This window comes from Kitasatospora sp. NPDC015120 (assembly GCF_043080305.1).
Classification (GTDB): Bacteria; Actinomycetota; Actinomycetes; order Streptomycetales; family Streptomycetaceae; genus Kitasatospora.
Genome location: NZ_JBIBVJ010000003.1, coordinates 505072 through 528186, shown reverse-complemented (window position 1 = coordinate 528186; position 23115 = coordinate 505072). Strand labels below are relative to the sequence as shown.

Annotated in this window: 20 protein-coding genes; 11 read left to right on the top strand and 9 right to left on the bottom strand. The window is 75.2% G+C overall.

Annotation, left to right across the window (positions count from 1 at the left end; translation table 11 throughout):
* Positions 1-121: 121 nt before the first annotated feature.
* The 8 genes from ACF1AK_RS11115 to ACF1AK_RS11080 all read left to right on the top strand — a co-directional run bounded on the left by ACF1AK_RS11115 (position 122) and on the right by ACF1AK_RS11080 (position 9837).
* Positions 122-1075 carry an STM4015 family protein gene (locus ACF1AK_RS11115; RefSeq protein WP_391498481.1) on the top strand — a complete coding sequence of 318 codons (954 nt, stop codon included), beginning with the start codon at positions 122-124 and terminating at the stop codon, positions 1073-1075.
* A 96-nt stretch (positions 1076-1171) separates the two neighbouring features.
* The gene (locus tag ACF1AK_RS11110) at positions 1172-2149 is read left to right on the top strand and encodes an STM4015 family protein (RefSeq protein WP_391498480.1); all 978 of its coding nucleotides are present in this window, start codon (positions 1172-1174) and stop codon (positions 2147-2149) included.
* A 10-nt stretch (positions 2150-2159) separates the two neighbouring features.
* Positions 2160-3395, top strand: coding sequence for an STM4014 family protein (locus tag ACF1AK_RS11105; RefSeq protein WP_391498479.1), 1236 nt, complete (start codon positions 2160-2162; stop codon positions 3393-3395).
* A 56-nt stretch (positions 3396-3451) separates the two neighbouring features.
* The gene (locus ACF1AK_RS11100) at positions 3452-4306 is read left to right on the top strand and encodes an STM4013/SEN3800 family hydrolase (RefSeq protein WP_391498623.1); all 855 of its coding nucleotides are present in this window, start codon (positions 3452-3454) and stop codon (positions 4304-4306) included.
* Positions 4303-5727 carry an STM4012 family radical SAM protein gene (locus ACF1AK_RS11095; protein WP_391498478.1) on the top strand — a complete coding sequence of 475 codons (1425 nt, stop codon included), beginning with the start codon at positions 4303-4305 and terminating at the stop codon, positions 5725-5727. The genes ACF1AK_RS11100 and ACF1AK_RS11095 overlap by 4 nt, the downstream gene beginning before the upstream one ends.
* A complete protein-coding gene (locus ACF1AK_RS11090) occupies positions 5724-6692 on the top strand; it encodes an STM4011 family radical SAM protein (protein WP_391498477.1) in 969 nt (322 codons plus the stop codon). Before ACF1AK_RS11095 ends, ACF1AK_RS11090 begins: the two co-directional genes overlap by 4 nt.
* 285 nt (positions 6693-6977) lie before the next feature.
* Positions 6978-7361: a VOC family protein gene (locus tag ACF1AK_RS11085; protein ID WP_391498476.1), complete on the top strand. Its 384-nt coding sequence runs from the start codon at positions 6978-6980 to the stop codon at positions 7359-7361.
* A gap of 421 nt (positions 7362-7782) precedes the next feature.
* Positions 7783-9837 carry a hypothetical protein gene (locus tag ACF1AK_RS11080; RefSeq protein WP_391498475.1) on the top strand — a complete coding sequence of 685 codons (2055 nt, stop codon included), beginning with the start codon at positions 7783-7785 and terminating at the stop codon, positions 9835-9837.
* A gap of 55 nt (positions 9838-9892) precedes the next feature.
* Here ACF1AK_RS11080 and ACF1AK_RS11075 read toward each other — a convergent pair whose 3' ends face one another.
* On the bottom strand, positions 9893-10402 hold the full coding sequence (locus tag ACF1AK_RS11075) for a MarR family winged helix-turn-helix transcriptional regulator (RefSeq protein WP_391498474.1): 510 nt from the start codon (positions 10400-10402) through the stop codon (positions 9893-9895).
* Positions 10403-10535: 133 nt separating this feature from the next.
* Here ACF1AK_RS11075 and ACF1AK_RS11070 point away from each other — a divergent pair, with 133 nt between their 5' ends.
* Positions 10536-10946: an organic hydroperoxide resistance protein gene (locus ACF1AK_RS11070; RefSeq protein WP_391498473.1), complete on the top strand. Its 411-nt coding sequence runs from the start codon at positions 10536-10538 to the stop codon at positions 10944-10946.
* A gap of 102 nt (positions 10947-11048) precedes the next feature.
* Here the strand turns inward: ACF1AK_RS11070 and ACF1AK_RS11065 are convergent, their stop codons facing one another.
* A complete protein-coding gene (locus ACF1AK_RS11065) occupies positions 11049-11441 on the bottom strand; it encodes an SHOCT domain-containing protein (protein WP_391498472.1) in 393 nt (130 codons plus the stop codon).
* 238 nt (positions 11442-11679) lie between these two features.
* Between ACF1AK_RS11065 and ACF1AK_RS11060 the strand changes: the two genes are divergently transcribed.
* A complete protein-coding gene (locus tag ACF1AK_RS11060; protein WP_391498471.1) occupies positions 11680-12051 on the top strand; it encodes a hypothetical protein in 372 nt (123 codons plus the stop codon).
* Positions 12052-12124: 73 nt separating this feature from the next.
* On the opposite strand, the gene ACF1AK_RS11055 is transcribed toward ACF1AK_RS11060, so the two are convergent.
* Both ACF1AK_RS11055 and ACF1AK_RS11050 read right to left on the bottom strand, forming a co-directional pair.
* Positions 12125-12808 carry a beta-glucanase gene (locus ACF1AK_RS11055; protein ID WP_391498470.1) on the bottom strand — a complete coding sequence of 228 codons (684 nt, stop codon included), beginning with the start codon at positions 12806-12808 and terminating at the stop codon, positions 12125-12127.
* Between the two features lie 182 nt (positions 12809-12990).
* Positions 12991-13698, bottom strand: a complete 708-nt coding sequence (locus ACF1AK_RS11050; RefSeq protein ID WP_391498469.1) for a CBS domain-containing protein — start codon at positions 13696-13698, stop codon at positions 12991-12993.
* A 504-nt stretch (positions 13699-14202) separates the two neighbouring features.
* Here ACF1AK_RS11050 and ACF1AK_RS11045 point away from each other — a divergent pair.
* Positions 14203-15735, top strand: coding sequence for an SDR family oxidoreductase (locus ACF1AK_RS11045; protein ID WP_391498468.1), 1533 nt, complete (start codon positions 14203-14205; stop codon positions 15733-15735).
* Here ACF1AK_RS11045 and ACF1AK_RS11040 read toward each other — a convergent pair.
* From ACF1AK_RS11040 to ACF1AK_RS11020, 5 genes are all read right to left on the bottom strand, one after another.
* The gene (locus ACF1AK_RS11040; RefSeq protein ID WP_391498467.1) at positions 15727-16212 is read right to left on the bottom strand and encodes a MarR family winged helix-turn-helix transcriptional regulator; all 486 of its coding nucleotides are present in this window, start codon (positions 16210-16212) and stop codon (positions 15727-15729) included. The genes ACF1AK_RS11045 and ACF1AK_RS11040 overlap by 9 nt on opposite strands.
* A 64-nt stretch (positions 16213-16276) precedes the next feature.
* Positions 16277-18472: an MMPL family transporter gene (locus ACF1AK_RS11035; protein WP_391498466.1), complete on the bottom strand. Its 2196-nt coding sequence runs from the start codon at positions 18470-18472 to the stop codon at positions 16277-16279.
* A 61-nt stretch (positions 18473-18533) separates the two neighbouring features.
* Positions 18534-18926 carry a hypothetical protein gene (locus tag ACF1AK_RS11030; RefSeq protein ID WP_391498465.1) on the bottom strand — a complete coding sequence of 131 codons (393 nt, stop codon included), beginning with the start codon at positions 18924-18926 and terminating at the stop codon, positions 18534-18536.
* A 131-nt stretch (positions 18927-19057) separates the two neighbouring features.
* Complete coding sequence (locus ACF1AK_RS11025) at positions 19058-19423, bottom strand: hypothetical protein (protein WP_391498464.1); 366 nt, start codon at positions 19421-19423, stop codon at positions 19058-19060.
* A gap of 192 nt (positions 19424-19615) precedes the next feature.
* Entirely contained in the window at positions 19616-22738 is a 3123-nt protein-coding gene (locus ACF1AK_RS11020) for a phosphocholine-specific phospholipase C (protein ID WP_391498463.1), read from the bottom strand.
* Positions 22739-23115 lie beyond the last annotated feature (377 nt).

Sequence of the window (23115 nt, the reverse complement as noted above, 5' to 3'; positions counted from 1 at the left end):
GACGCGCGGGACCCCCGGGGACGGAGCGGACAACGCGCCCGGGCGAAGCCCCCGGCACCGGATTGTCGGTCGGGGCTGGTAGACACTTGTTCGGCCCGCACCGATCCCCGAGGAGCAGCGCATGACGGTCAACAACCACATCGAGGAGTTCCACGGCCTTCCCGTCTTCGACTTCGTCGCGGCCGTCGACGGGGGCGCCGAGCTGCCCGAGCCCGCCTCCGTGGCCTGGAAGATCGGGATCGAGTTCGAGGCCGAGGAGGACTGGGCGGCGCGCTGGCGGCAGTTCCTGGACCGCGTGGACAGCACCCGGGTGGCCGCCGTGGTGGTCGGCGAGTGGTCGCAGGACGGACCGGAGAGCTTCGCCGGGCCGCTGGCCGCGATCCTCGGCGCCGCGGAGCGGCTGCCCGCCCTGCGCGGCCTGTTCATCGGCGACATCACGTACGAGGAGAACGAGATCTCCTGGATCGACATGACCGACGTGACGCCGGTGCTGACGGACTTCCCGCGGCTCACCGAGCTGGTCGTGCGCGGCGCCTCCGAGGAGTCGGTCGAGGGCGAGGGCGTCGGGCTCCGGCCGGTGCGGCACGAGCACCTGCGGGCACTGCGGTTCGAGTCCGGCGGCCTGCCCGCCGCGGTGCCGCAGGCGGTCGCGGCGAGCGAACTGCCCGCGCTGGAGCGGCTGGAGTTCTGGCTCGGGGTGGAGAACTACGGCGGCACCACCCGGCTGGAGGACCTGCAGCCGTTCCTGGACGGCGCGCGCTTCCCCGCGCTGCGCCACCTCGGTCTGCAGAACAGCGAGATCCAGGACGAGATCGCCGCCGCCGTCGCGCACGCCCCGGTGGTGCCCCGGCTGGAGTCGCTGAACCTGTCCATGGGCGTGTTCACCGACCAGGGCGCGACGGCGCTGCTGGAAGGGCAGCCGCTCACCCACCTCACGTCCCTCGACCTGCACCACCACTACCTCACCGAGGCCATGCAGCAGCGGCTGCGCGAGTCGCTGCCCGGTGTGGCGATCGACCTCTCCGAGGCCGGCAAGCCGGACGACCGCTGGCGCTACGTCGCCGTGGCCGAGTAGTCCGGTCCCCGGCCCACCGCCGGCCCGCTCCTCCCCACCCGCCCCAGCACCAGCATCCGCACCCGCCCAGCACCAGCACCAGCACCAGCACCAGCCATGCCGCCCAGGGGGGCACCCGTGTTCATCACCAACCACGCCGACCGCTTCCTCGACCTGCCGGTCGTCAACCTCTCGCTCGCCGAGCCCGGCAGGCACCAACGGCGCCTGCTGACCGACGAGCTGCCGCCGGCGGACGCCGCCGCCTGGCGGCTGTCGGTCGGCTACGGCGCCGAGCAGGGCTTCGACGAGCTCTGGTCGGTCTTCCTCGCCGCGGTCGACCCGGCCGCCGTCCGCGCCCTGCTCATCGGCCCCTGGTGGAAGCGGGACTACGTGCCGGTGGCCGACACGCTCGCCCGGGTCGTCGCCGACGCCGACCGGTTCCCCGCCCTGGAGGCGCTGTTCATCGCCGATGTGACCTCCGAGGACTGCGAGATCTCCTGGCTGGAGATGTCGGACGTCACCCCGGTGCTGAAGGCCTTCCCCCGGCTCACCGAGCTGGTGGTGCGCGGCGGCAACGGCCTGCGCCTCGACCCGGTGCGCCACGACCGGCTGACCGGTCTGCGGTTCGAGAGCGGCGGGCTGCCGGACGACGTGGTGCAGGCCGTCGCGGCGTGCGAACTGCCCGCGCTGGAGCGCCTGGAGCTGTGGTTCGGCGCGGACGAGTACGGCGGCGACGCGACGATCGGCGACCTCGCCCCGATCCTGGCCGGCACCCGGCTGCCGTCGCTGCGCCACCTCGGCCTGGAGAACAGCGAGTTCCAGGACGAGATCGCCGCCGCCGTCGCGCACGCGCCGGTGGTGGCGCAGCTGGAGTCGCTCAGCCTGGCGATGGGCGTGCTCAGCGACGACGGCGCCGCGGCGCTGCTCGACGGTCAGCCGCTCACCCACCTCAAGTCCCTCGACCTGCACCACCACTACCTCACCGAGGCCATGCAGGAGCGGGTGCGCCAGGCCCTTCCGGGCGTGGACGTCGACCTCTCCGACGCGGAGGAGGACGACGAGGACGAGTGGCGCTACGTCGCGGTGGCCGAGTAGGCGGGCAGCGATGCTGACGACGACCCCCCGGAGCACCGACCGCGCCCGCGCCCCGCAGCCCGCGGGGCCGGAGCACCCGGCCCGGCCGGAGCACCGGCTCCCGCCGGACGGGCGGCTGACCGTGCTCGGCAACCCCGGCCACCGCCGGGTGACGCTGTTCGCGGCCGCCGCCCGGGCCGCCGGGCTGCCCGAGCCCGCCGTCCTGCCCTGGCTCGACCTGCTGCACGGTGCGTACCGGCTGCCCGAGGGCACCGTGCTGCGGATCGAGTCGCCCGGCGAGGACGAAGCGGTGGACGCGCTGCTGCGCGGGCCTGCGCTCGGCGCGCAGTACGCGCCGACCCGGGTCGAGGGCGGCGCCGCCTGGTACGCCGGGGTGACGGCCGCGCTGCGCGCGCTGGCCGGCGCCCCCGGGGTGCGGCTGCTCGGGGACCCGGAGGAGGTCGCCGTGATGTTCGACAAGCGGCGGGCGCACGCGCTGCTGTCGCACGCCGGTGTGCCGGTGCCGCGCGCCCTCGGCGGGGCCGCCGTCACGGGCTGGGAGGACCTCCGCGCCCGGTTGGACGCCGAGGGCCTGCGCCGGGTGTTCGTCAAACCCTGCCACGGCTCCTCGGCGTCGGGGGTGGTGGCGCTGGAGTTCGGTCCGCGCGGCCAGCTGCGGGCCACCACCTCGGTGGAGCTCGCCGACGGGTGGCTGCACAACTCGCTGCGCGTCCGCCGCTACCGGGAGGAGCGGCTGGTCGCGGAGCTGGTCGACCGGCTCGCCCCGGACGGCCTGCACGTCGAGCAGTGGGTGCCGAAGGCCTCCCAGTCGGGCCGCTCGGCCGACCTGCGGGTCGTCGTGGTCGCCGGACGGGCCACCCACGCGGTGGTCCGCACCAGTGCCCAGCCGATGACCAATCTGCACCTCGGCGGCGCCCGGGGCAGCCTGGAGCTGGCCCGGGAGGCCGCCGGACCGGCCTGGCCGGACCTCCTGGAGACGGCGGAGCGGGCGGCCGCCTGCTTCCCGAACTCCCCGGTGGTCGGCGTCGACGTGCTGCCGACCGCCGCGTGGCGGCGGACGGTGGTCGGCGAGGTCAACGCCTTCGGCGACCTGCTGCCGGGCCTCACCGGACTGCCCGACGGCCCCGCCGAGGGCCTCGACACCTACGCCGCCCAACTCGCCGCCCTCGGCGCCGCCCCCGGCGGGCGCCCGCCCCGGCCGGCCCCCGGACCGACGACCCACCCACGTACGGAACAGCCCCGATGAACCACCGCCCCGGCACCCCTGCCCCCGCTCCCGCCGCCCCGGCCGGGTCCCCCGACATGAACGCCGTGATCGGCAGCCACGACCTGCTGCTCGTCACGCTCGACACCCTGCGCTTCGACGTCGCCCAGGAACTGGCCGCCGCCGGACGGATCCCCCACCTGGCCGCCCACCTGCCCGGCGGGCGCTGGGAGCGGCGGCACTCCCCCGGCAGCTTCACCTACGCCGCCCACCAGGCGATCCTTGCCGGCTTCCTGCCGACCCCGGCCTCGCCCGACGGGCCGCACCCGCGCCTGTTCGCCGCCCGGTTCGCCGGTTCGGAGAGCACCGCGCCGCGCACCTGGGTGTTCGACGCCCCGGACCTGCCGGGCGCGCTCGCCGCCGTCGGCTACCGCACGGTCTGCATCGGCGGCGTCGGCTTCTTCAACAAGCAGGGCCCGCTGGGCTCGGTGCTGCCCGGGCTCTTCCAGGAGAGCCACTGGTCGCCGGAGATGGGCGTGCCCTCGCCGACCTCCTTCGAGGAGCAGGTCGCCAGGGCCGAGCAGGTCGCCGCCGAGCAGCCCGCCGAGCAGCCGCTCTTCCTCTTCGTCAACGTCTCGGCCCTGCACCAGCCGAACTGGTTCCACCTGCCCGGTGCGACCCGCGAGCACGGCGACAGCCGGGCCAGCCACGCCGCCGCCCTGGAGTACGTGGACGCCCACATCGGCCGGCTGTTCGCGGCGATGAGCGCCCGCCGGCCGTGCTTCGCCGTCGTCTGCTCGGACCACGGCACGGCCTACGGGGAGGACGGCTACACCGGCCACCGGATCGGCCACGAGGTGGTCTGGACGGTGCCGTACGCCCACTTCACGCTCCCCGTGAGCACCCGGCCGTCCGCCACGACCTCCGCCACGCCCGCCGAGGAGACCGCATGACCACCGCCCCGGCGCCCGCGCCCGCATCCACACCCGCACCCGCACCCGCACCCGCACGGCCGGACGACCCGCCGTACGCGCCCCCGTACCAGTCGTACGTCTACGCCTACCCCCACAAGACCGCGTACCGCGAGCTGCCGGACCGCCCCGCGCTGCGCGAGCTGTGGGCGGGCGAACCGCAGCACGCGCTCTCGCTCTACCTGCACATCCCGTTCTGCGAGGTGCGCTGCGGCTTCTGCAACCTGTTCACCCGGATCGGCGGCCCGGACGGCCTGACCACGGCCTACCTGGACGCCCTGGACCGGCAGGCGGGCGCCGTGCGGGCGGCGCTCGACGAGGGTGCCCGGTTCGCGCTCGCCGCGTTCGGCGGCGGCACCCCCACGTACCTCAGCGCGGCCGAGCTGGAGCGGCTCTGCGACATCGCCGAGCACCGGATGGGCGCCGACCTCCGGGCGGTCCCGCTGTCGGTCGAGGCCTCCCCCGCCACCGCCACCGCCGACCGCCTCGCGGTGCTCGCCGAGCGGGGCACCACCCGGCTGAGCCTCGGCGTGCAGTCCTTCGTCGACGCGGAGGCCCGCTCGGCGGTCCGCCCGCAGAAGCGCGCCGACGTCGAGGCCGCGCTGGACCGGATCCGTGCCGCCGGTTTCCCGGTCCTCAACATCGACCTCATCTACGGCATCGACGGCCAGACCGAGGCCAGTTGGCTGCACTCGCTGGACGCCGCGCTGGCCTGGCAGCCCGAGGAGCTGTACCTCTACCCGCTCTACGTGCGCCCGCTGACCGGCCTCGCCCGGCGCGGGGAGGCGGAGAGCCCGGCCCAGTGGGACGCCCGCCGGCTCGCGCTCTACCGGAGCGGCCGCGACCACCTGCTCGCCCACGGCTACGAGCAGGTGTCGATGCGGATGTTCCGCCGGGCGTCCGCCCCGCAGGCCGGGGTGAGCGAGTACGCCTGCCAGACCGACGGCATGGTCGGCCTCGGCTGCGGCGCCCGCTCCTACACCTCCCGGCTGCACTACTCCTTCGACTACGCGGTGGACGCCACCGAGGTGCGCCGGATCATCGACGACTACGTGGCCACCGAGACGTTCGACCGCGCGGTGGTCGGCCGGGCGATGACCCCGGCCGAGGCGCGCCGGAGGCACCTCGTGCAGTCGCTGCTCCAGGCCGAGGGCGTCGCGCTCGCCGAGTACCGGGCCCGCTTCGGCAGCACGCCGGCCGAGGACTTCCCGGCCGAACTGGCGGCGTTCACGGCCCGCGGCTGGCTCGCGGAAGGCGCCGACGGCACGGACGGCGCCGACGGGGCGAGCGGCGCCGGACGGCTGCGGCTCTCCTCCGAGGGGCTGGCGCACTCGGACGCCGTCGGGCCGATGCTGTTCTCGCCCGAGGTGCGCACGCTGATGGCCGAATACGAGGCGAAATGACCTTCCTCGGCATGCCCTCCGCCGGACCGGCCGCCACCCACGGCCGGGCCACCCACGGCCCGGCCGCCGACGGCCTCGCCGCCTCGGCCTGCGGCCTCGCGCCCGAGCAGCCCCTCGACCTCAGCATCCTCTACCGGGGCCCGCTGGCCTCCTGCGACTACGACTGCCCGTACTGCCCGTTCGCCAAGCGGCGCGACACCCCCGAACAGCTGCGCGCCGACCGGGCCGCGCTGGAGCGGTTCACCGGCTGGGTGTCCGGCCGCGCCGGCACCGGCGACACCCTCTCGGTGCTGTTCACCCCCTGGGGCGAGGGACTGGTGCGGTCCTGGTACCGGCGCGCCATGGTCGAGCTGAGCCGGCTGCCGCACGTCCGCCGGGTCGCCGTCCAGACCAACCTCAGCTGCCGCACCGGCTGGCTGGCCGAGGCGGACCTCGGCTCCCTGGCGCTCTGGGTCACCTACCACCCCGGCCAGGTCGGTCACGACCGCTTCCTCGCCAAGTGCCGCGAGCTCGACGCCCTGGGCGTGCGGTACAGCATCGGAGTGGTCGGCCGGCCGGAGCACCTGGCGGCGGCCCGGCGGCTGCGTGCCGAGCTGTCCCCGGCGGTCTACCTCTGGATCAACGCCGCCGAGGGCCGGACCTACACCGACGCGGAGGCGGCCGACTGGACCGCCCTCGACCCGCACTTCGGCTTCAGCCGCCACGCCCACCCCAGCGCCGGCCGCCCGTGCCGCACCGGTGCGTCGGTGCTGTCGGTCGACGGCGACGGCACCGTCCGCCGCTGCCACTTCGTCCGCGAGGAACTCGGCAACCTCTACGACGGTTCCTACCGGCCCCGGCTCGGTCCTCGCCCCTGTCCTCTGCCGGTCTGCGACTGTCACATCGGCTACGTCCACCTGGAGACCCTGCCGCTGTACGACGTCTTCGCGGGCGGCGTCCTGGAGCGCATACCCGACGCCTGGTGACGGCGGAACCGGCGGAACCGGCGTAATCGGCGCAACCGGCCCGGGACGGACCGGCGGGCGCGGGGCTCGTGCGTCGGGGAGCACGGCCGGGCACGGGTCCGCAGCCCTGTGCCCGGACCGCCGACCCGCTCCGTGCGGCCCGCACGGCGGACGGCGGCCCCGCCCCCGGCGTGACGCCCCGTCGCCCGCCGGACACACCGGGCCATGCCCGCCGTCCGCCGGGCGTCCCGCATGGCCACCCCCGGCCGGAGGTACCTAGGCTGGAGGGACAAGGAGGCGATCAGCATGCTTGGAGACGCACCCCTGGTGGCGATCATCCCTGCCGCCGACCTGGCCCGGGCGAAGAACTTCTACACCGACACCCTCGGCCTCAAGCTCACCGACACCGGCCCGGAGGGTGACTTGACCTTCGAGTGCGGAGGCACCGAGTTCGGCATCTACGAGACTCCCAGCGGAGGCCAGGCCGCCCACACCCTGGCCAGCTTCAAGGTCCCGGACCTGGACGCCGAGATGGCCGCGCTGCGCGGCAGAGGCGTGGTGTTCGAGGACTACGACGTGCCCGGGCTGAAGACCGTCGACGGCGTCGCGGAGGCCGAGGGCATGCGCGCCGCCTGGTTCAAGGACAGCGAGGGCAACATCCTCTGCCTGAACGAGCGGGCCGCCGGCTGACGCCGGCCTGCCGACGACCACCGGCTCCCCCTCCGAACGCCCGGCCGGGACGAACCCGGCCGGGCGTCGGCATGCCCGTGGCTGCCCGATCACCGGGCCCCGGCCGGCCACGGAAAAGGCAATTCCCCTCGCCCACCAATCGCGCCCGCGGGCGGCGGGAACGTCCGCACACGGATCTCCCGGCGGAATGATTCCTTGATCGAATGTCCGCATTGCACCGGTATCCCACCTCTTGACCGCTCTGCATCGTTTGAGGAGTGAGGGACTTTTTGTCGCCCCGCGCCCGACCCGTACCCCCGACGATCGGCGGGGTTCGCCACCAGGGATTTGACGTCGGCCGATCGCCTTGGGAATAGTCCGTTCCGGGCCGACGGGCGATACCACCGATCTCCTGCTCGGGGACGAGGAGACCGGGGGGCGCATGCAGTTTCCGAAAGCCATGGGGGCGGTACTCGCGGCCACCCTGGCCGCGCCCCAGCTGCACATCGGCGCCACCCCGAAGGAACTCGTCGGACCCGCCGCAGCCGTCGCACCCGCCAGCACGGGCGCCGAATCGTTCCTGCAGATCGTCGCGCACCAGGACGACGACCTCCTCTTCATGAACCCGGACCTCAGCCGGCAGTACGCGGCGCCGTCCGTCACCGTCTACCTGACCGGCGGCGAGACGACCGGCACCCCGTTCCCCGGCCCGTGCGCCTACTCGGAGAGCCGGGACACCGGCGCCCGGGCCGCGCACGCCCGGATGGCCGGCGTCACCGACCCCACCTGGAACACCGCCGCACTACGGCTGGACAACGGAAAGATCGTCCAGGTGGACACCCTGGACCAGGCTCCGCAGATCAAGCTGGTGTTCCTCAGGCTGCACGAGGGCGGCGATGCGAACTACCCCGCGAACCAGTCCGACGGCGGCACCCGGGCCACCCTCGACGCCCTGTTCAACGAAGGCCCCGGCGGGCCGTCCCACCAGGCCACGCTCGGGAGCCTCCCGGCGGACGGGGAGTGCGACCCCGCGTACGCGAACCAGGACTACACCCACGACGAACTCGTCGGCACGCTCACCGAACTGATGGAGCGGTTCCGTCCGACCGTGCTGCGCGCCCAGGACCCGCGCGTGCCGTACGGGTACAGCCGGGACCCGCTCAATCCGGCCGACCACAATGATCACATCGCCGCCGCGCGATTCGCCGGAAAGGCCGCGCTCGGATATCACGGACCGGACGGAAACGGGCGGGTGATGCTCCGGAACTACCGCGACTACAACGTCCGGATGGACCCGCCGAATCTTCCCGCGAGCACCGCCAAGGAGAAGAAGAAGACCTTTCTCGCCTATCTGGGCCCGAAGCGCTCCGCGAGTGGCGGCGGATGGTATTCCGGCACCTACGATCCCCTGCCGGATCCGGACGAGGCGCATTTCTACGCGGACTTCCCGGCCCGTCAGTATCCGCGCTGGTCGAACGGAACCGCCTGGGCGGCCCAGGACGCCGGCGGCGCGCTGAACGCCTTCGCGGTGCTCGACAGCCGGGTGCAGGTCTGGCGCGAGTCCGAGCCGGGCGGCGAGTGGAGCGGGCCGGTGCCCGTCCCCGGCGGCGAGGGCCTCGCGGCGGGGCTCGGCGTGGTGCGGGACTCCGCCGGGCTGCTCCACCTGTTCGGCGTCCGGCTCGGCGACGACCGGATCGTCACCGTCGCCCAGACCGCCCCGGGCAGCTGGGGCGCATGGACGGCGCTCGGCAACCCCGACCCCGCCACCCCGGGGTTCGTCGGCAGTCCCGTCCCGGTCCTCGGCGGTGACGGGCGGCTGACCGTCTTCGTCCGCAACGCGGGCGGCGGCGTCAGTGCACTGGGCCAACTGCCGGACGGCGGCTGGCCGGCCGGCTGGGCCGATCTCGGCGGCACCCGGGTGCGGGACGGCCTGGCCGCCGTCCTCGCCGCCGACGGCCGGGTCGAGCTGTTCGCGCCGACCAGCGACGGCATCGGGCACTGGCGGCAGTCGGCACCCGGCGGCCCCTTCGTCCGGGACGCCGCCTTCCTCGGCCCCGCCCCGGCCGGACCGGTGACCGCGGGCCGCGCCGCCGACGGCCGGCTGGAGCTCTACTTCCACCAGGCCGGCACCGGACAGGTCGTCACCCGCTCCGTACGGCCGAACGGTTCCTGGACCACCACGCCCGAGTCGATGGGCGGCCCGGCGGGCCTGGAGGGCGTGGCCTCGGTGACCGGGACCGACGGCCGGACGACCGTGGTCATCCGCAACGACGCCGGCGGGGTCAGCCTGGCGTCGCGGCCGGCACCCCAGCGGGGCTCGGGGGCGCAGTGGTCCGACCTCGGCCGGCTGATCGTCGGCGCGCCGACCGTGGTGCTCGACGCCGCCGGCCGCCGCGTCGTCCTGGCCCTCGGGCCGGATGCCGTCCTGCGCACCGCGCGGCAGACCGATCCCGGAGCCGACAGCCCCTTCGGCCCCTGGCAGCAGGCCGGGGGCTGAGCGACCGGCGCGCCGCGGGCCGAGCAGCGGCCGGCACCCCCCGCACCGCGGCGGCTCACCCCTCCTCGGCGAGCCCGGGCACGGCGGCGTCGAGCGCGAGGGTGACCTGCTCCAGCAGGGCGCGCAGCGCGGCCATTTCCTCGACGGGGAGGCCGGTGGCGGCGAGCAGCCGGCGGGGCACCCGGCCGGCCCGCTCGCGCAGGGCGGAGCCTTCGCCGGTGAGGCTGACGGTGACCGAGCGCTCGTCCTCGGGGCTGCGCTCGCGGCGCACCAGACCGGCCGCCTCCAGCCGCTTGAGGAGCGGGGAGAGGGTGCCCGAGTCGAGCCGGAGGTGCTCGCCGATCCGCTTGACCGGCAGGTCGCCGTGCTCCCAGAGGACCAGCATGACCAGGTACTGCGGGTAGGTCAGGCCGAGGTCCTTCAGCAGCACCCGGTAGACGCTCCCGAAGGCCCGGGAGGCGGCGTTCAGCGAGAAGCAGATCTGCCGGTCCAGACGGAGCAGATCGGCGTCGTCGGGCAGGTCCGGCAGGTCGGGCGGCTCGGGAAGCTCGGTCGTGGCGGTCATGGCTCCATGGTAGCGACGACGGATGCGCCATTGAGTTGTGCGCAACTGAATTGCGTGCTCTACTTGTCTGCGGCAGGCGGTCCGCCGGACCGCCGCCCCGAGACGTCGCACCGCAGGACGGAAGGGAACGGACATGGACGCGCTCTACACCGCAGTCGCCACCGCCAACGGCCGGGAGGGCCGCGCCGTCAGCTCCGACGGTCAGCTGGACCTCGCCCTGGCGATGCCCCCCGGCCTCGGCGGCAGCGGGCAGGGCACCAACCCGGAGCAGCTCTTCGCGGCCGGCTACGCCGCCTGCTTCGCCAGCGCGCTGGGTCTGGTCGGCCGGCAGGCGAAGGTGGACACCGGCGACGTGTCGGTGACCGCCGAGGTGTCCATCGGCCGGGACGGCGAGGGCTTCGGCCTGGCCGTGGTGCTGCGGGTCGAGCTGCCCGACTCCCTCGCGGGCGAGACCGGCGAGCTGCTGGTCAAGAAGGCGCACGAGGTGTGCCCGTACTCCAACGCCACCCGGGGCAACATCCCGGTCGAGCTCGTCGTCGAGTAGCCGGAAACCGCCGGGAGGCGGTCGAGGGGGCGACCGGTCGACTTGTCGACCTCAGCGCGCTCGCCGGGCCCCGTCGCGCAGGTGCGCGGCGGGGCCCGGGAATCATCCGGCCGGCTCCCCGGGCGGCCGGGGCGGCGCGGGCGGAACCGGTGGTGGACCGCCGCCTGGCGCACCGCCCGGCCCGCCGCGCGCCTCCCGCAGGACCTCCAGGCGGTGCCGGAACTCCTCCGCATCGATCTCACCGCGCGCGAACCGCTCCGCGAGGACCTGCTCGGGCAACGGCACCGGAGGCGCCCCGCCCGCCGGCCCGGCCGGCCCCGACGGACCGGCGGCCCACGCGCCCTTGGACGGCGGCGCGGCCGACCGCGACTGCCGGACCAGGACCGCCACGACGGCCCCCAGCGCGAGCAGCACCAGCAGCAGCCCCAGCGCCATCAGCCCGAGGCCCCACCCCCCGAACCCATGGCCGTAGCCATGGTCGTTCCAGTACGTCATCACGACCTCCTCACCACCCCGGCGAGCGGGCAGCGGCCGTGACGGCCGGCCCGCACCACGGCGATCGGCGCCTCATCACCATCGTGCGCCCGTGCCCGTCGGAGCGGCGTCAGGAAGCGAGCCGCGCCGGGGGCCGGCGTCCCCGGGACGACGGCGGCACACGCGGGCCGACGCCGGCCCGGGCCGGAAAGCCCCGGGCACCGGACCCGCCCGGACCGGGCCGGGTAGCGTTCGCCCCATGAACCACCACCCGCCGGCCGACGACCGCGAGCGCCTCGTCGCGGCCGGGGTACTGCTCCGCTACCAGGACCACCGCCCCCACCCCGCCCTCGGTCACTCCCCCATCGCCTACGTCTCCACGGCGCTCTGGTTCGAACTCACCGCACTGGCCATCGTGCCCGCCGCGGCGGCGACGACCGCGCACGCGCTGCTGCGCTCCATCGCCGCCGACGCCGTGGACGCCGCGCTCGCGCCCGGTAACGAGTCCGCGCCGCACGACGACCTCTACGTCACGCACCCCGCCCACATCGGCCCGTACCGCCGGGTGCTCTGGTTCCAGCGCTCGGGGCCGCGCCGCCTGATCACCGCGATGTTCCCGCCCGGATCCTGATCACGGGCACCGCACGAACGGGCACGGCACCCTGTGGGCACCGCCCCACGGACGCCGCCCCACGGACGCCGCCTCACGGACGCCGCGGCGTCCCGCTGCCCGTGCCCCCGCGCTCGACCCGCAGGCTGTGGCAGGTCCAGCCGAGCCGGTCCGGCCCGAAGGCCGGCGGCCGGGCGTGGTAGGTGCCGTCCGAGACCGAGAGATTGACGATCAGGTACGCGTGCCAGCCGCTGCCGACCCCGCGGCGGTCGGCGTGCACGAGGGTGCCGTCGACGAACCAGTCCACCGAGTGCGCGCCGAAGACGGTCCGCAGGCCGAAGGTCGCGCCGGGGGCTATGCCCGCGTCGGCCCCGTGCCAGTACCGGTAGCCGCCCCGGACGTGGTTGGAGATCTCCAGCAGGTCCGGATTGTCGGGGTGGTACTCGAACACGTCGATCTCGTTGCCGCCGTCCCGCCACGTCCAGATCGCCGGCCAGGCGCCCACCTCGACGGGCAGGGTGACCCGTGCGCTGAGGGTGTCGCCGGTGCGGACCTGGAAGCCCTCCGGGCTGCCCTCGGTGGTGAGCAGGCTGCACGTCCACAGCTCGCCGCCCTGCCGCCGGGTCGCGGTGAACAGGCCGTCGGGGCAGTAGGCGCGGCTGAGGAAGTCGAGTTTGTGGTCGCCCCGGTTGGTCGGCCCCATCCGCGGATAGGCGCTGCTGCGCCCCGCGACCCACTGGCTGGTCGATGTGAAGTCCGCGTCGAACACGACGGCCACGGCTGCCTCCCCGGTACCCGGCGGCGCGACGGCCCGCTACCGCCGCACACGCTGGGTGAGATACCCGGTACACAGCGCACTATTCGAAGCGGACGCTCCGGGTCCGCCGGACACCCGGCCGAACGGCGCGGAAGCCGGCCCGACGCGCGGGAGCCGGCTGCGCACCGCGCGGGCGCGCGGGATCAGCCGATCGGCGCGGGCGTGTCGTTCCCGCGCGCGTCACCGTCGCGCGCCTCCCCCGGTCCGGCCGGGGAACCGCTCTCCGGCCCCAGGCCGCCGAAGTTGTCGGCGCTCATCCGGTCGGTCACCGACACCACACCGTCCACCGAACGGCAGAGGTTCAGCACGATCGGGACGAGATGCGGCTCGGGCACGGTGCCGCTGAGCACCACCCGCCCCTGGTCGACCTCGACGCCCACCTCGGCGGGGCTCACCCCCTCGATCCGGCCGAGCACCTCCTCCACGATCTCCCGGCGGATCACCCGGTCCTCGCGCAGGAAGACCCGCAGCAGGTCACCGCGGCTGACCATGCCGAACACCCGGCCGTCCGGGTCCAGCACCGGCAGCCGCTTCACGCCGTGCCGGCTCATCATCCGGGCCGCCACGACCACGCTGGCGTCCGGGGTGGTGCACACCACCGGCCCGGTCATCAGATCGGCGGCGGTCACCGCGCCGCCCGGGCCGGTCCGGGGGAGCTCCGGCGGCGGCATGTGGCTCCCGTGGTCCTCCTGGGCGGCCAGGGTGAGCAGCAGGTCCGCCTCCGAGACGATGCCGAGCGGGCGGCCGTCGCCGTCCACCACCGGCACGGCGGTGATGTCGTACTCGGCCAGCAGCGCGACGATCTCCCGGAAGCCGGTCTGGGGGGCGACCTGGACCACGGGACTGGTCATCACTGATTCGACGGTGGCATGCCGCACGCCGGTTCACCTCGTCCGCAGGCGTGGTCCGACCGGACCCCTGTCGTCCGATCGGCTGTACCAGGAGCATCTCCCCCGGCCGGGCGCTCCGCCAGGGGCCAAGGGGCTGAACCGACGGGACCAAGGACCCCTCCGGCCCTACCCGCCGCCTACCCGCCGCACCCCCGGCCTCCACCCGCCGCCTCCCCGGACCGCGCCCGGCCACCCCGCCCGTGCGCCCTCCGCACGCACCCCGCCACCCGGCCCGACCGCGCTGCGCCGAACGGGCGACGCCGGGAGGAGGGGAGGAGCCCTGCCGTGAGCGGCCGTGACCGCCGCGACGGCCGCGACGCCCGGCCCGCGGTCCTGCGGGGGAAGCCGGGCGCGCCCGTCCCGCCCTGGGCCGGACGGGCGAGTCCCCGGCCGCCCCGGTGCGGGCCGGCCGCACTGCGGAGATCATCGTGGCGACCAGCCGCAGACCGCCGCCCGGGAGCCACCGTGACCGACCCCGCCCCTCTCACCCCCGCCGGCCCGCTGCGCTGCCTGGTCACCGGGGCCACCGGCTACATCGGCGGCCGGCTGGTGCCGGAGCTGCTGGACGCCGGGCACACCGTGCGGTGCCTGGTCCGCGATCCGGACCGGCTGCGGGACCACCCCTGGCGCGGGCGGGTCGAGGCCGTCGCCGGTGACGTCACCCGCCCGCCGAGCCTGGCCGGCGCCTTCGCCGGGATCGACATCGCCTACTACCTGGTGCACGCGCTCGGCACCGGCCCCGGCTTCGAGGCCACCGACCGGGCCGCCGCCGAGGCCTTCGGGCGGGCGGCGGCCGAGGCCGGGGTGCGCCGGATCGTCTACCTGGGCGGACTCGCGCCCGCCGGGGTACCGGCCGGGAAGCTCTCGCCGCACCTGCGCTCGCGGGTCGAGGTCGGGCGGGTGCTGCGGGCCGGCGGCGTGCCGACCGCCGAACTGCGGGCCGCGGTGATCATCGGCTCGGGGTCGGCCTCCTTCGAGATGCTCCGGTACCTCACCGAGCGCCTCCCCGTGATGGTGACCCCGCGCTGGGTGGAGACCCGGATCCAGCCGATCGCCGTGCGGGACGTGCTGCGGCTGCTGGTCGGGGCCGCCGGGCTGCCGCCCGAGGTGAACCGCGCCTTCGACATCGGCGGGCCCCAGGTGCTGACCTACCGGCGGATGATGGAGCGCTACGCGGCGGTGGCCGGGCTGCCGCGCCGGCTGATCCTCGCCGTCCCCGTCCTCACCCCCCGGCTCTCCAGCCTCTGGGTCGGCCTGGTGACGCCGGTGCCGGGCTCGATCGCCCGGCCGCTGGTGGAGTCGCTGCGCCACGAGGTGGTCCGCGGCGAGCACGACCTCGACCGGTACCTGCCGCCGCCCCCGGGCGGCATGGTCGGCTTCGACGAGGCGGTCGGGCTCGCGCTGCGCCGGATCCGGGACGCGGACGTCGCCACCCGCTGGTCCTCCGCCTCGCTGCCCGGCGCCCCGAGCGACCCGCTGCCGACCGACCCGGACTGGGCCGGCGGAAGCCTCTACCAGGACGTCAGGGAGCTGCGGGTGGACGCCGCTCCGGCGGCGCTGTGGCGGGTCGTGGAGGGGATCGGCGGGGAGAACGGCTGGTACTCCTTCCCGCTCGGCTGGGCCGTGCGCGGCTGGGTCGACCGGCTGGTCGGCGGGGTGGGGCTGCGCCGGGGGCGGCGGGACCCGGCGCGGCTGCGGGTCGGCGAGTCGCTCGACTTCTGGCGGGTGGAGGAGATCGAACCGGGGCGGCTGCTGCGGTTGCGCGCGGAGATGCGGCTGCCGGGGCCGGCCTGGCTGGAGCTCACGGTCGCACCGGACGGCGCGGGCGGCAGCCGCTACCGGCAGCGGGCACTGTTCCACCCGCGCGGGCTGGCCGGGCACGCGTACTGGTGGGCGGTGGCGCCGTTCCACGCCGTGGTGTTCGGCGGGATGGCCCGGCGGATCACCGAGCAGGCCGCCCGCGAGCCCCGGGACGGGCCGGCGGGCGGCTCAGCGTGAGTGGCGCAGCTCCTCCAGCTCGCCGGTCATCCGGCCGAGGAAGCGGGCCACGGCGGCGAGCTCACCGGGCGTGAACTCGGCGCGGACCACCTCGGTGCGGCGGGCGACCGGGGCGAACCACTCGGCCGCCATCCGGCCGGCGCCGGGGAGGTAGTGCACCAGGACCAGCCGGCGGTCCGCCGCGTCACGGGTGCGGCGGATGTGCCCGGCCCGCTCCAGGCGGTCCAGCACCGCGGTGACGGCACCCGAGGAGAGGTTGAGCTCCTCGCCCAGCCGCCCGGGGGTGATGCCCGGGGACGCCGCGGTGGCGTCCCCGGCGCGCATGATCGCGAGCAGGGCCTGCACGTCGGTGGTGTGCAGGCCGCTGGCGGCGGCGAAACCGTGGCCGAGCAGGTTCATCTCCGAGGCGAGGTCCTGCAGCAGCCGGCCGAGCTCCGGTGTGCCGTGTGAGCTCTGCTGCTCCCCCTGCTCCGCCAAGGCGTGTTCTCCGGTTGCGTACGACGTCGGGCCAACCCGTTCAGCCTAACGGTGCCGCCCGGGCTCACACCCCCGGGCCGACCGGTTCTCCGGACGGCTGCGGATCCGCCGGGGCGGGAGCCGTCCGCCCGGCCGGCGCGCGGCCGGTACGGGCCGGCCACCAGACCCGGTCGCCGAGGTCCCGGACCAGCGCCGGCACCAGCAGCGAGCGCACCAGCAGGGTGTCCAGCAGCACGCCGAAGGCCACGATGAAGGCGATCTGGGCGAGGAAGGCCAGCGGGATCACCCCGAGCGCGGCGAAGGTCGCGGCGAGCACCACGCCCGCCGAGGTGATCACCCCGCCGGTCGCGGTGAGCCCGCGCAGCACCCCCTCCCGGGTGCCGGAGCGCAGTGCCTCCTCGCGGACCCTGGTCATCAGGAAGATGTTGTAGTCGACGCCGAGCGCGACCAGGAACACGTACCCGTAGAGCGGCACCGAGGGGTCCACGGCGGAGAACCCGAACACGTGCGGGAAGACCACCGCGCTCACGCCGAGCGTCGCCAGGTAGGAGAGCGCGACCGTCGCGGCCAGCAGCACCGGCGCGAGCAGCGAGCGCAGCAGCAGGACGAGGACGGCGAGCACGCACAGCAGCACGACCGGGGTGATGAGGGTGCGGTCGTGCGCGGCGGTGGTGCGGGTGTCGTCCTGCTGCGCGGTGTAGCCGCCGACCAGCGCCTGCGCGTCGGGGACGGCGTGCACCGCCTGCCGCAGCCGGTGCACGGTGGCGATCGCCTCGTCGCTGTCGGCCGGGTCGGTGAGCGTCGCCTCCAGCCGGACCCGGCCGTCGGCGACCAGCGGCGCGCCGCCCGGCGCCCCCGCGGTGGTGGCGCGCACACCGGCCACCCCGGGTACGGCGGCGGCCGCGGCGGTGACGGCCTCCGCGCGGCCGGCGGAGGCGATCACCACGGCCGGGTTGCCGCTGCCGCCGGGGAAGTGCGCGGAGAGCAGCCGCTGGCCCGCCACCGAGGGCTGGGCCTTGACGAACAGTTCGCTCTGCGGCACGCCGCCGGCGTCCAGGGCGGGGGCGAGGGCGGCCAGCGCCGTCAGCACGGCGAGGCTCGCCGCCCACAGGGCGCGCGGGCGGCGGGCGACCAGCGCCGCGACCCTGGTCCAGACCGCGTGCACCGGGGCCCGGCCGTCGGCGGCCGGCCGGGCCGGCCAGTAGGCGGCGCGCCCGGCCAGCACCAGGGCGGCGGGCAGGAAGGTCAGCGCGGAGAGCACGGCGCAGCCGATGCCGATGGCGCCGACCGGGCCGAGCGCCCGGTTGTTGGTGAGGTCGGAGAGCAGCAGCACCAGCAGGCCGAGCGCGACGGTGGCGCCGGAGGCGGTGACCGGCTCGACGGACTGCCGCCAGGCGGTGCGCATCGCGGCGAACCGGTCGCCGTGCAGGTGCAGTTCCTCGCGGAAGCGGGCGGAGAGCAGCAGGCCGTAGTCGGTGGCGGCGCCGATGACCAGGATCGACAGCAGGCCCTGGACCTGGCCGTCGACGGTGACCAGGCCGTGGTCGGCGAGCAGGTAGACCAGCGCGCAGGCGATGCCGAGGGCGAAGACGGCGCCGAGGATGACCAGCAGGGGCAGCAGGACGGCGCGGTAGACGGCGAGCAGGATCAGCAGGACCACGCCGAGCGCCACGCCGAGCAGCAGGCCGTCGATGCCGGCGAAGGCGCCGCCGAGGTCGGCCAGGATGGCGGCGGGTCCGGCCACGCCGACGGTGGTGCCGGGGACGCGTTCGGCGAGTGCGCGGACGGCGCGCACGGTGTCGCCGGTCCCGCGGCCGAGGTCGGCGCGCAGGTGCACGACGCCCTGCACGGCGAGGCCGTCGGCGGAGGGCAGCGCGGGCGAGACGCGTCCGGTGGCGCCGGGCAGCGCGGCGGCGTCGTGCAGGGCCTGGGCGGCGGCCGCGCGGCGGGTGTCGTCGAGGGGGCCGGTGCGGCTCTCCCAGACGACGATGACGGGCAGGGCGTCCCCGGCCCGGAAGTCCGCGCCGAGCCGGGCGGCCTCGGTGGATTCGGCGCTGCGGGGCAGGAAGGCGGCCCGGTCGTTGGTGGCGACCTCGCCGAGCCGCCCGGCGTAGGAGCCGAAGGCGCCGCCGAGGCCGAGCCAGACGATCAGCAGGGCGAGCGGGACGAGCAGCCGGGCGCGGCGGCGCCGGGCGGAGGCGGCGGGCGGGACGGCGGGGTCGGCGGAGGCGGCGGAGGCGGCGGGACGGTCAGCGGGCATGGCGGGGCGCCCTCCGGGCTGCGGCGGGGTGGCGGACAGCCCGGATCATATCTCTCGACCGTCAAGAGACTTGACCGGCGGAGAGACCTCGCGGCCGCGCCAGCAGTCCGGCCACCGAGAGCGCTCCCCAGCCGACCGAGACGGCGACCGCCATCACCCGGTGCCGCCGGGCCGGGAGGGCGGTGGCGAGCAGGGCGGCGTCACCGAGGTCGGAGGCGATCCGGACGGCGGTGGCGGTGCGCAGCGCGGCGTCGTTCGGGGCGAGGGCCATGGCCAGGCCGCAGGCGGCGTCCCGCAGGGCGAGCGGGCGCAGGCAGGCGGCGACCGGGGCCGGCACCGTGCCGTCGGGCGCGGTGAGCCCGGAGGGGCGGGCGAGCAGGGCCGGCCGCCGGGCGACGGCGAGTCCGTAGACGGCGGTGGCGGCGCCGGTGAGGCGCAGCAGGCGCTGGTGCATGGCGGTGGTCTCCCGGGGCGGGCGGCGGACAGGGTGCGACCAGTGTGCCGACCCGGGGTGCGGGACGCGCCGACGGCCCACCGGTGCGGGACCGGCGGGCCGTCGGCGGCCGCCCGGGAGGCGGCGGGGCGTCAGGAGACGCGCTTGATCTGCCAGGAGTTGTTGTTGAAGTTCGGGACGGCGGCGTACTGGCAGCTGCTGTTGTAGAACGCGGACAGCTGCACCCAGCCGGCCGGCGGGAGCGCGGAGGAACAGACGTTCAACGTGGTGCCGACCGGCAGCCCGGCGGCCTGCTTGATCTGCTTCTTGTTGGGGCTGAAGGTCGACGAGCAGCTGATGTCGTTCCACCACTGGACGTCCACCCAGCCGGCGGGGGTGAGCTGGCTGCTGCAGACGTTCTGGGTGTCGCCGGGCGCGGCGTGCGCGGTGGTCGCGGTCAGGGTCAGCGCGGCGGCGGCGCAGCCGAGGGCCAGGGCGACGGCACGGGGACGGGACACGGAGCGGCTCCTCTCCACGGCGCGGGCGGTCCGCGCCGGCCACCATTCCTACCGGTGGGAGACCGGATACGGACAGTGACTTTCCGGCCCGGTGCGCCGGCGCACGCGTCGCGTTCGCGACGGTTGACAGTGCGCCGGCACACGTGTTTCCGGCCCGGGCCCTCCGGGGAGCCGCCCCGGTGCGGCGGACCGTCAGCCGGTGAGGGGCCTGACGTCCAGGCGGATGTGGTCGACGGCCCAGAACCAGTTGTTCCCGGCGTCGTACATCCGGAACCTGAGGGTCACGCTGCGGGCACCCGCCGGGACGGCGAACTGCTTGGCGACGAAGGTGTTCTGGACGTCCCTGCCGGCGTTGTCGTTGCCGGTGGCGTCGGAGCTGTAGAACACCAGACGGGTCTCGGTGCCGTTGTCGAAGACCGCGGTGACCGCGGCCTTCTGCGGGGCCTCCTGGCGGTAGTGCGAGTCGAAGCCCAGGTACAGGGTGGTGGCGCCGGCCGGGAGGGGCACGGCGGGCGAGACGAGGGTCGAGTCGAAGACGCCCTTCTTGGACGGCGAGCCGGTGTCGTCCCAGTCGTCCGGGTCGGCGACGGCCAGGATGCCCAGGCCCCGGGTGAAGTTGCCGCGGTCCTGCCCGGCCGGGCTGGACCACTCGCGCTTGGTGTGGAAGGTCCAGCCCTGGAGGCGGGTGGTGCCCTGCGGCATGCCCGGGGCGTTGACCACCGACCAGCCCTGCGGTGCCTGCGCGGTCCAGCCGAGCACCCCGCCGACCGGCTGGAGCGCGCCGGCCAGCGACTCGAAGTCCTCGCCGAGCAGGTGGCCGGCCATCACCGGAGCGGTGCGGGCGGCGAGTTCGCCGTCGGCGACGGCGAAGCGGTCGCCGGCCTGCGCCCGGGCGGTGACCAGCACCCGGTGGGTGGCGCCGTCCGGCAGGCGGGCGGGCGGGGTGACGTCCCACTCGGCGGTGGCGACGGCCCCGGCGGCGAGCGAGGCGGGCGCGGCGGTGACGGCGGTGACCGTCCAGCCGGACGGGACGACCGGCTGCGCCTCCAGCGCGGTGAGCGCGGTGGTGGCGGTGAAGCGGGCGGTGACCCGGGCCGGGCGGCCGGGCAGCAGGATCGCCTCGTCGATGGTGGTGGAGGCGGCCTTGAGCGCGACGTCCACGGTCAGCGGGTCGGCCAGGCCCATCGCCGGGTCGGTGAGCAGGTGCTCGCCGTCCCAGGGGAAGCGGCCGGCGATCCGGCGGCGGAAGCCCAGCTCGCCGCGGACGCCGACGGCGACGTCGTACCAGCCCTCGGGGCCGACCTCGACGTTGACGGTCCGGTCGTCGCCGGCCGCGACCCGGACCTCGCGCAGGCCGTCGCCGTAGGCGAGGTCGCCGACCAGGAAGGTCTGGGCGGTGCGCGAGCGGTTGATCACGTCCACCTCCAGCACCTTGCCGTTCTTCTCCTCGGACAGCGAGATCTCGTAGGGCGCGTCGACGGTGCCGCGCAGGTGCCAGAGCGCGCCGTTGGGGCCGTGCACCCGCAGGTCGTAGCCGTCCGGGCCGACCGTCCAGACGTCGGAGAGCCGGGACTTGGCGCCGACGGTGTAGTGGCGCGGCGGGGTGCCGGGCTCCGGGTAGACCGCGAGGACGGCGCCCTGCTTGCCCTGGTTGATGAAGTCGATCGTCAGCCGGTCGCCCTTGAGGCGCGGCTTGACGGTCAGGTCGTACGGCGCCGGGCGGGCGGCGCGGGTGCCGCGCTGCTGCTGCGGGAAGACCTGCGGATCGGGCACGGTGGGCGCGGGCAGCTTGCCGGTGTCGACGACCTTCTGCCGGTTGCCGCTGGTGTCCGGCAGTCCGGGCCAGCGCGGGTCGCGGCCGGAGAAGTCGAAGACGTTGGTGAGGTCGCCGCAGACCGAGCGCCGCCAGGGGCTGATGTTGGGCTCCTGGACGCCGAAGCGCTGCTCCAGGAAGCGCAGCACCGAGGTGTGGTCGTAGACGGTGGAGTCGATGACGCCGCCGCGGGTCCACGGCGAGACGACGATCATCGGCACCCGCACGCCCAGGCCCATCGGGTAGGGGCCGGAGACGACGCTCTCGCCGGCCGGCAGGGTGTCGGACCAGGTGAGCGAGCCGTCGGCGGCCTTCACCCGGTACCTGCCGTCCTGGCTCACCACCCGGTGGTAGGTGGAGCCGCCCCTGCTCACCCGGACGACGACCTCGCCGTCGACCGGCACGGTGGACTTGCCGCGTCCGGTGGCCAGCGGCGGGACGGGCGGCAGGTGGTGGTCGAAGAAGCCGCCGTGCTCGTCGTAGTTGAGGATGAAGACGGTCTTCTGCCAGACCTCGGGCTTGGCCGCGAGGGCGGCCAGCAGCCGGGCGGTGAGGTGCTCGCCGTTCGGCGGCGCGTAGTTGGCGTGCTCGGAGAGCGCGGCGGGGGCGACGATCCAGGAGACCTGCGGGAGGGCGTCGGCCCGGACGTCGGCGGCGAAGGCCTCGACCAGGGCGTCGCCCATCGCGAAGGGGTCGTTCTTCTTGGCAGGGTCGCCGACGGCGCGCATGCCGCGCTCGTACAGCGGCTCACCGGGCCTGGCCTTGACGAAGGGGGCGAACCAGGCGAGCGCGTTGTCGTCGAAGTTGTCCAGCGCCTGGTAGGTCTTCCAGCTGACGCCGGCCTTCTCCAGGCGCTCGGCGTAGGTGGTCCACTCGTAGCCGCCGGGGATCTCGGTGTTGTCGGTGACCGGGGTGTCCCGGACGGTGCCGCCGCTGGTGCCCGTCATGACGTGGTCGCGGTTGGTGTTGGTGTTGCACTGCACCGACGCGTAGTAGGCGTCACAGGCGGTGAACACCGAGGCGAGCGCCTGGTAGAAGGGCATGTCGGCGCTCTCGTAGTAGCCCTGGCCGAGCCAGCCGCCGGAGCGGCGGGTGACGGAGCCGTCGGCGAGGCCGTCGTTCCAGGCCTTCATCGAGTCGACGAAGCCGAACGCGGGGGCGCCCTGCTGGTAGGCGTTGGTGTGGGCGGCGTTCATCGCGAAGGGCAGCAGGTAGCCCTCCTTGCGGCTGGGGTCGGGCTGGTGGAAGACCGAGCGGCCGTTGACGCCGCGCACCGCCGTGCGGTCGCCGAAGCCCCGGACGCCGGGCAGGGTGCCGAAGTAGTGGTCGAAGGCGCGGTTCTCCTGCATGAACACCACGACGTGCTGGATGTCCGCCAGCCGGCCGGGGCGGGCCGGCGCGGCGAGCGCCTCGCGCACGCTGAGCGGGAGGGCGGACAGCGCGGCGGCCGCCGCCGCTCCGCCGAGCAGGGTGCGGCGCGACAGTTCGGGCTTCGGACTCATCGGGGGTGACTCCTTGTACACAGCGGGGGTGGTCGGACGCTTTGGTCCAGACCCGTTATGTGTAGGGGTCCCAGATGGACGGGAACGGGGGGTTCGATGGCGCGTCGATGACGGACAGTGAACCCCGAGCTGTACAGACAACTTGACCCCGCTCGACCCCCGTCGGCGCGACCGCGCGACCCAGCCTTGACCGGGACCCCTCAAGGCAGACCAGCCACCCGGAGGCGGAAGGTAGTTGACGAACCGTCGGCAGGCTCCGGCCAGGTCGTGGACAACCCTTGACGAGGCATGTGGTCTGTGGAAATCTCACGGCAGGTCCAGGCCAATGATCTTCGAACGGGGGAGAGGATCGGAGCGTCCGACGCATCAGGGGGGAC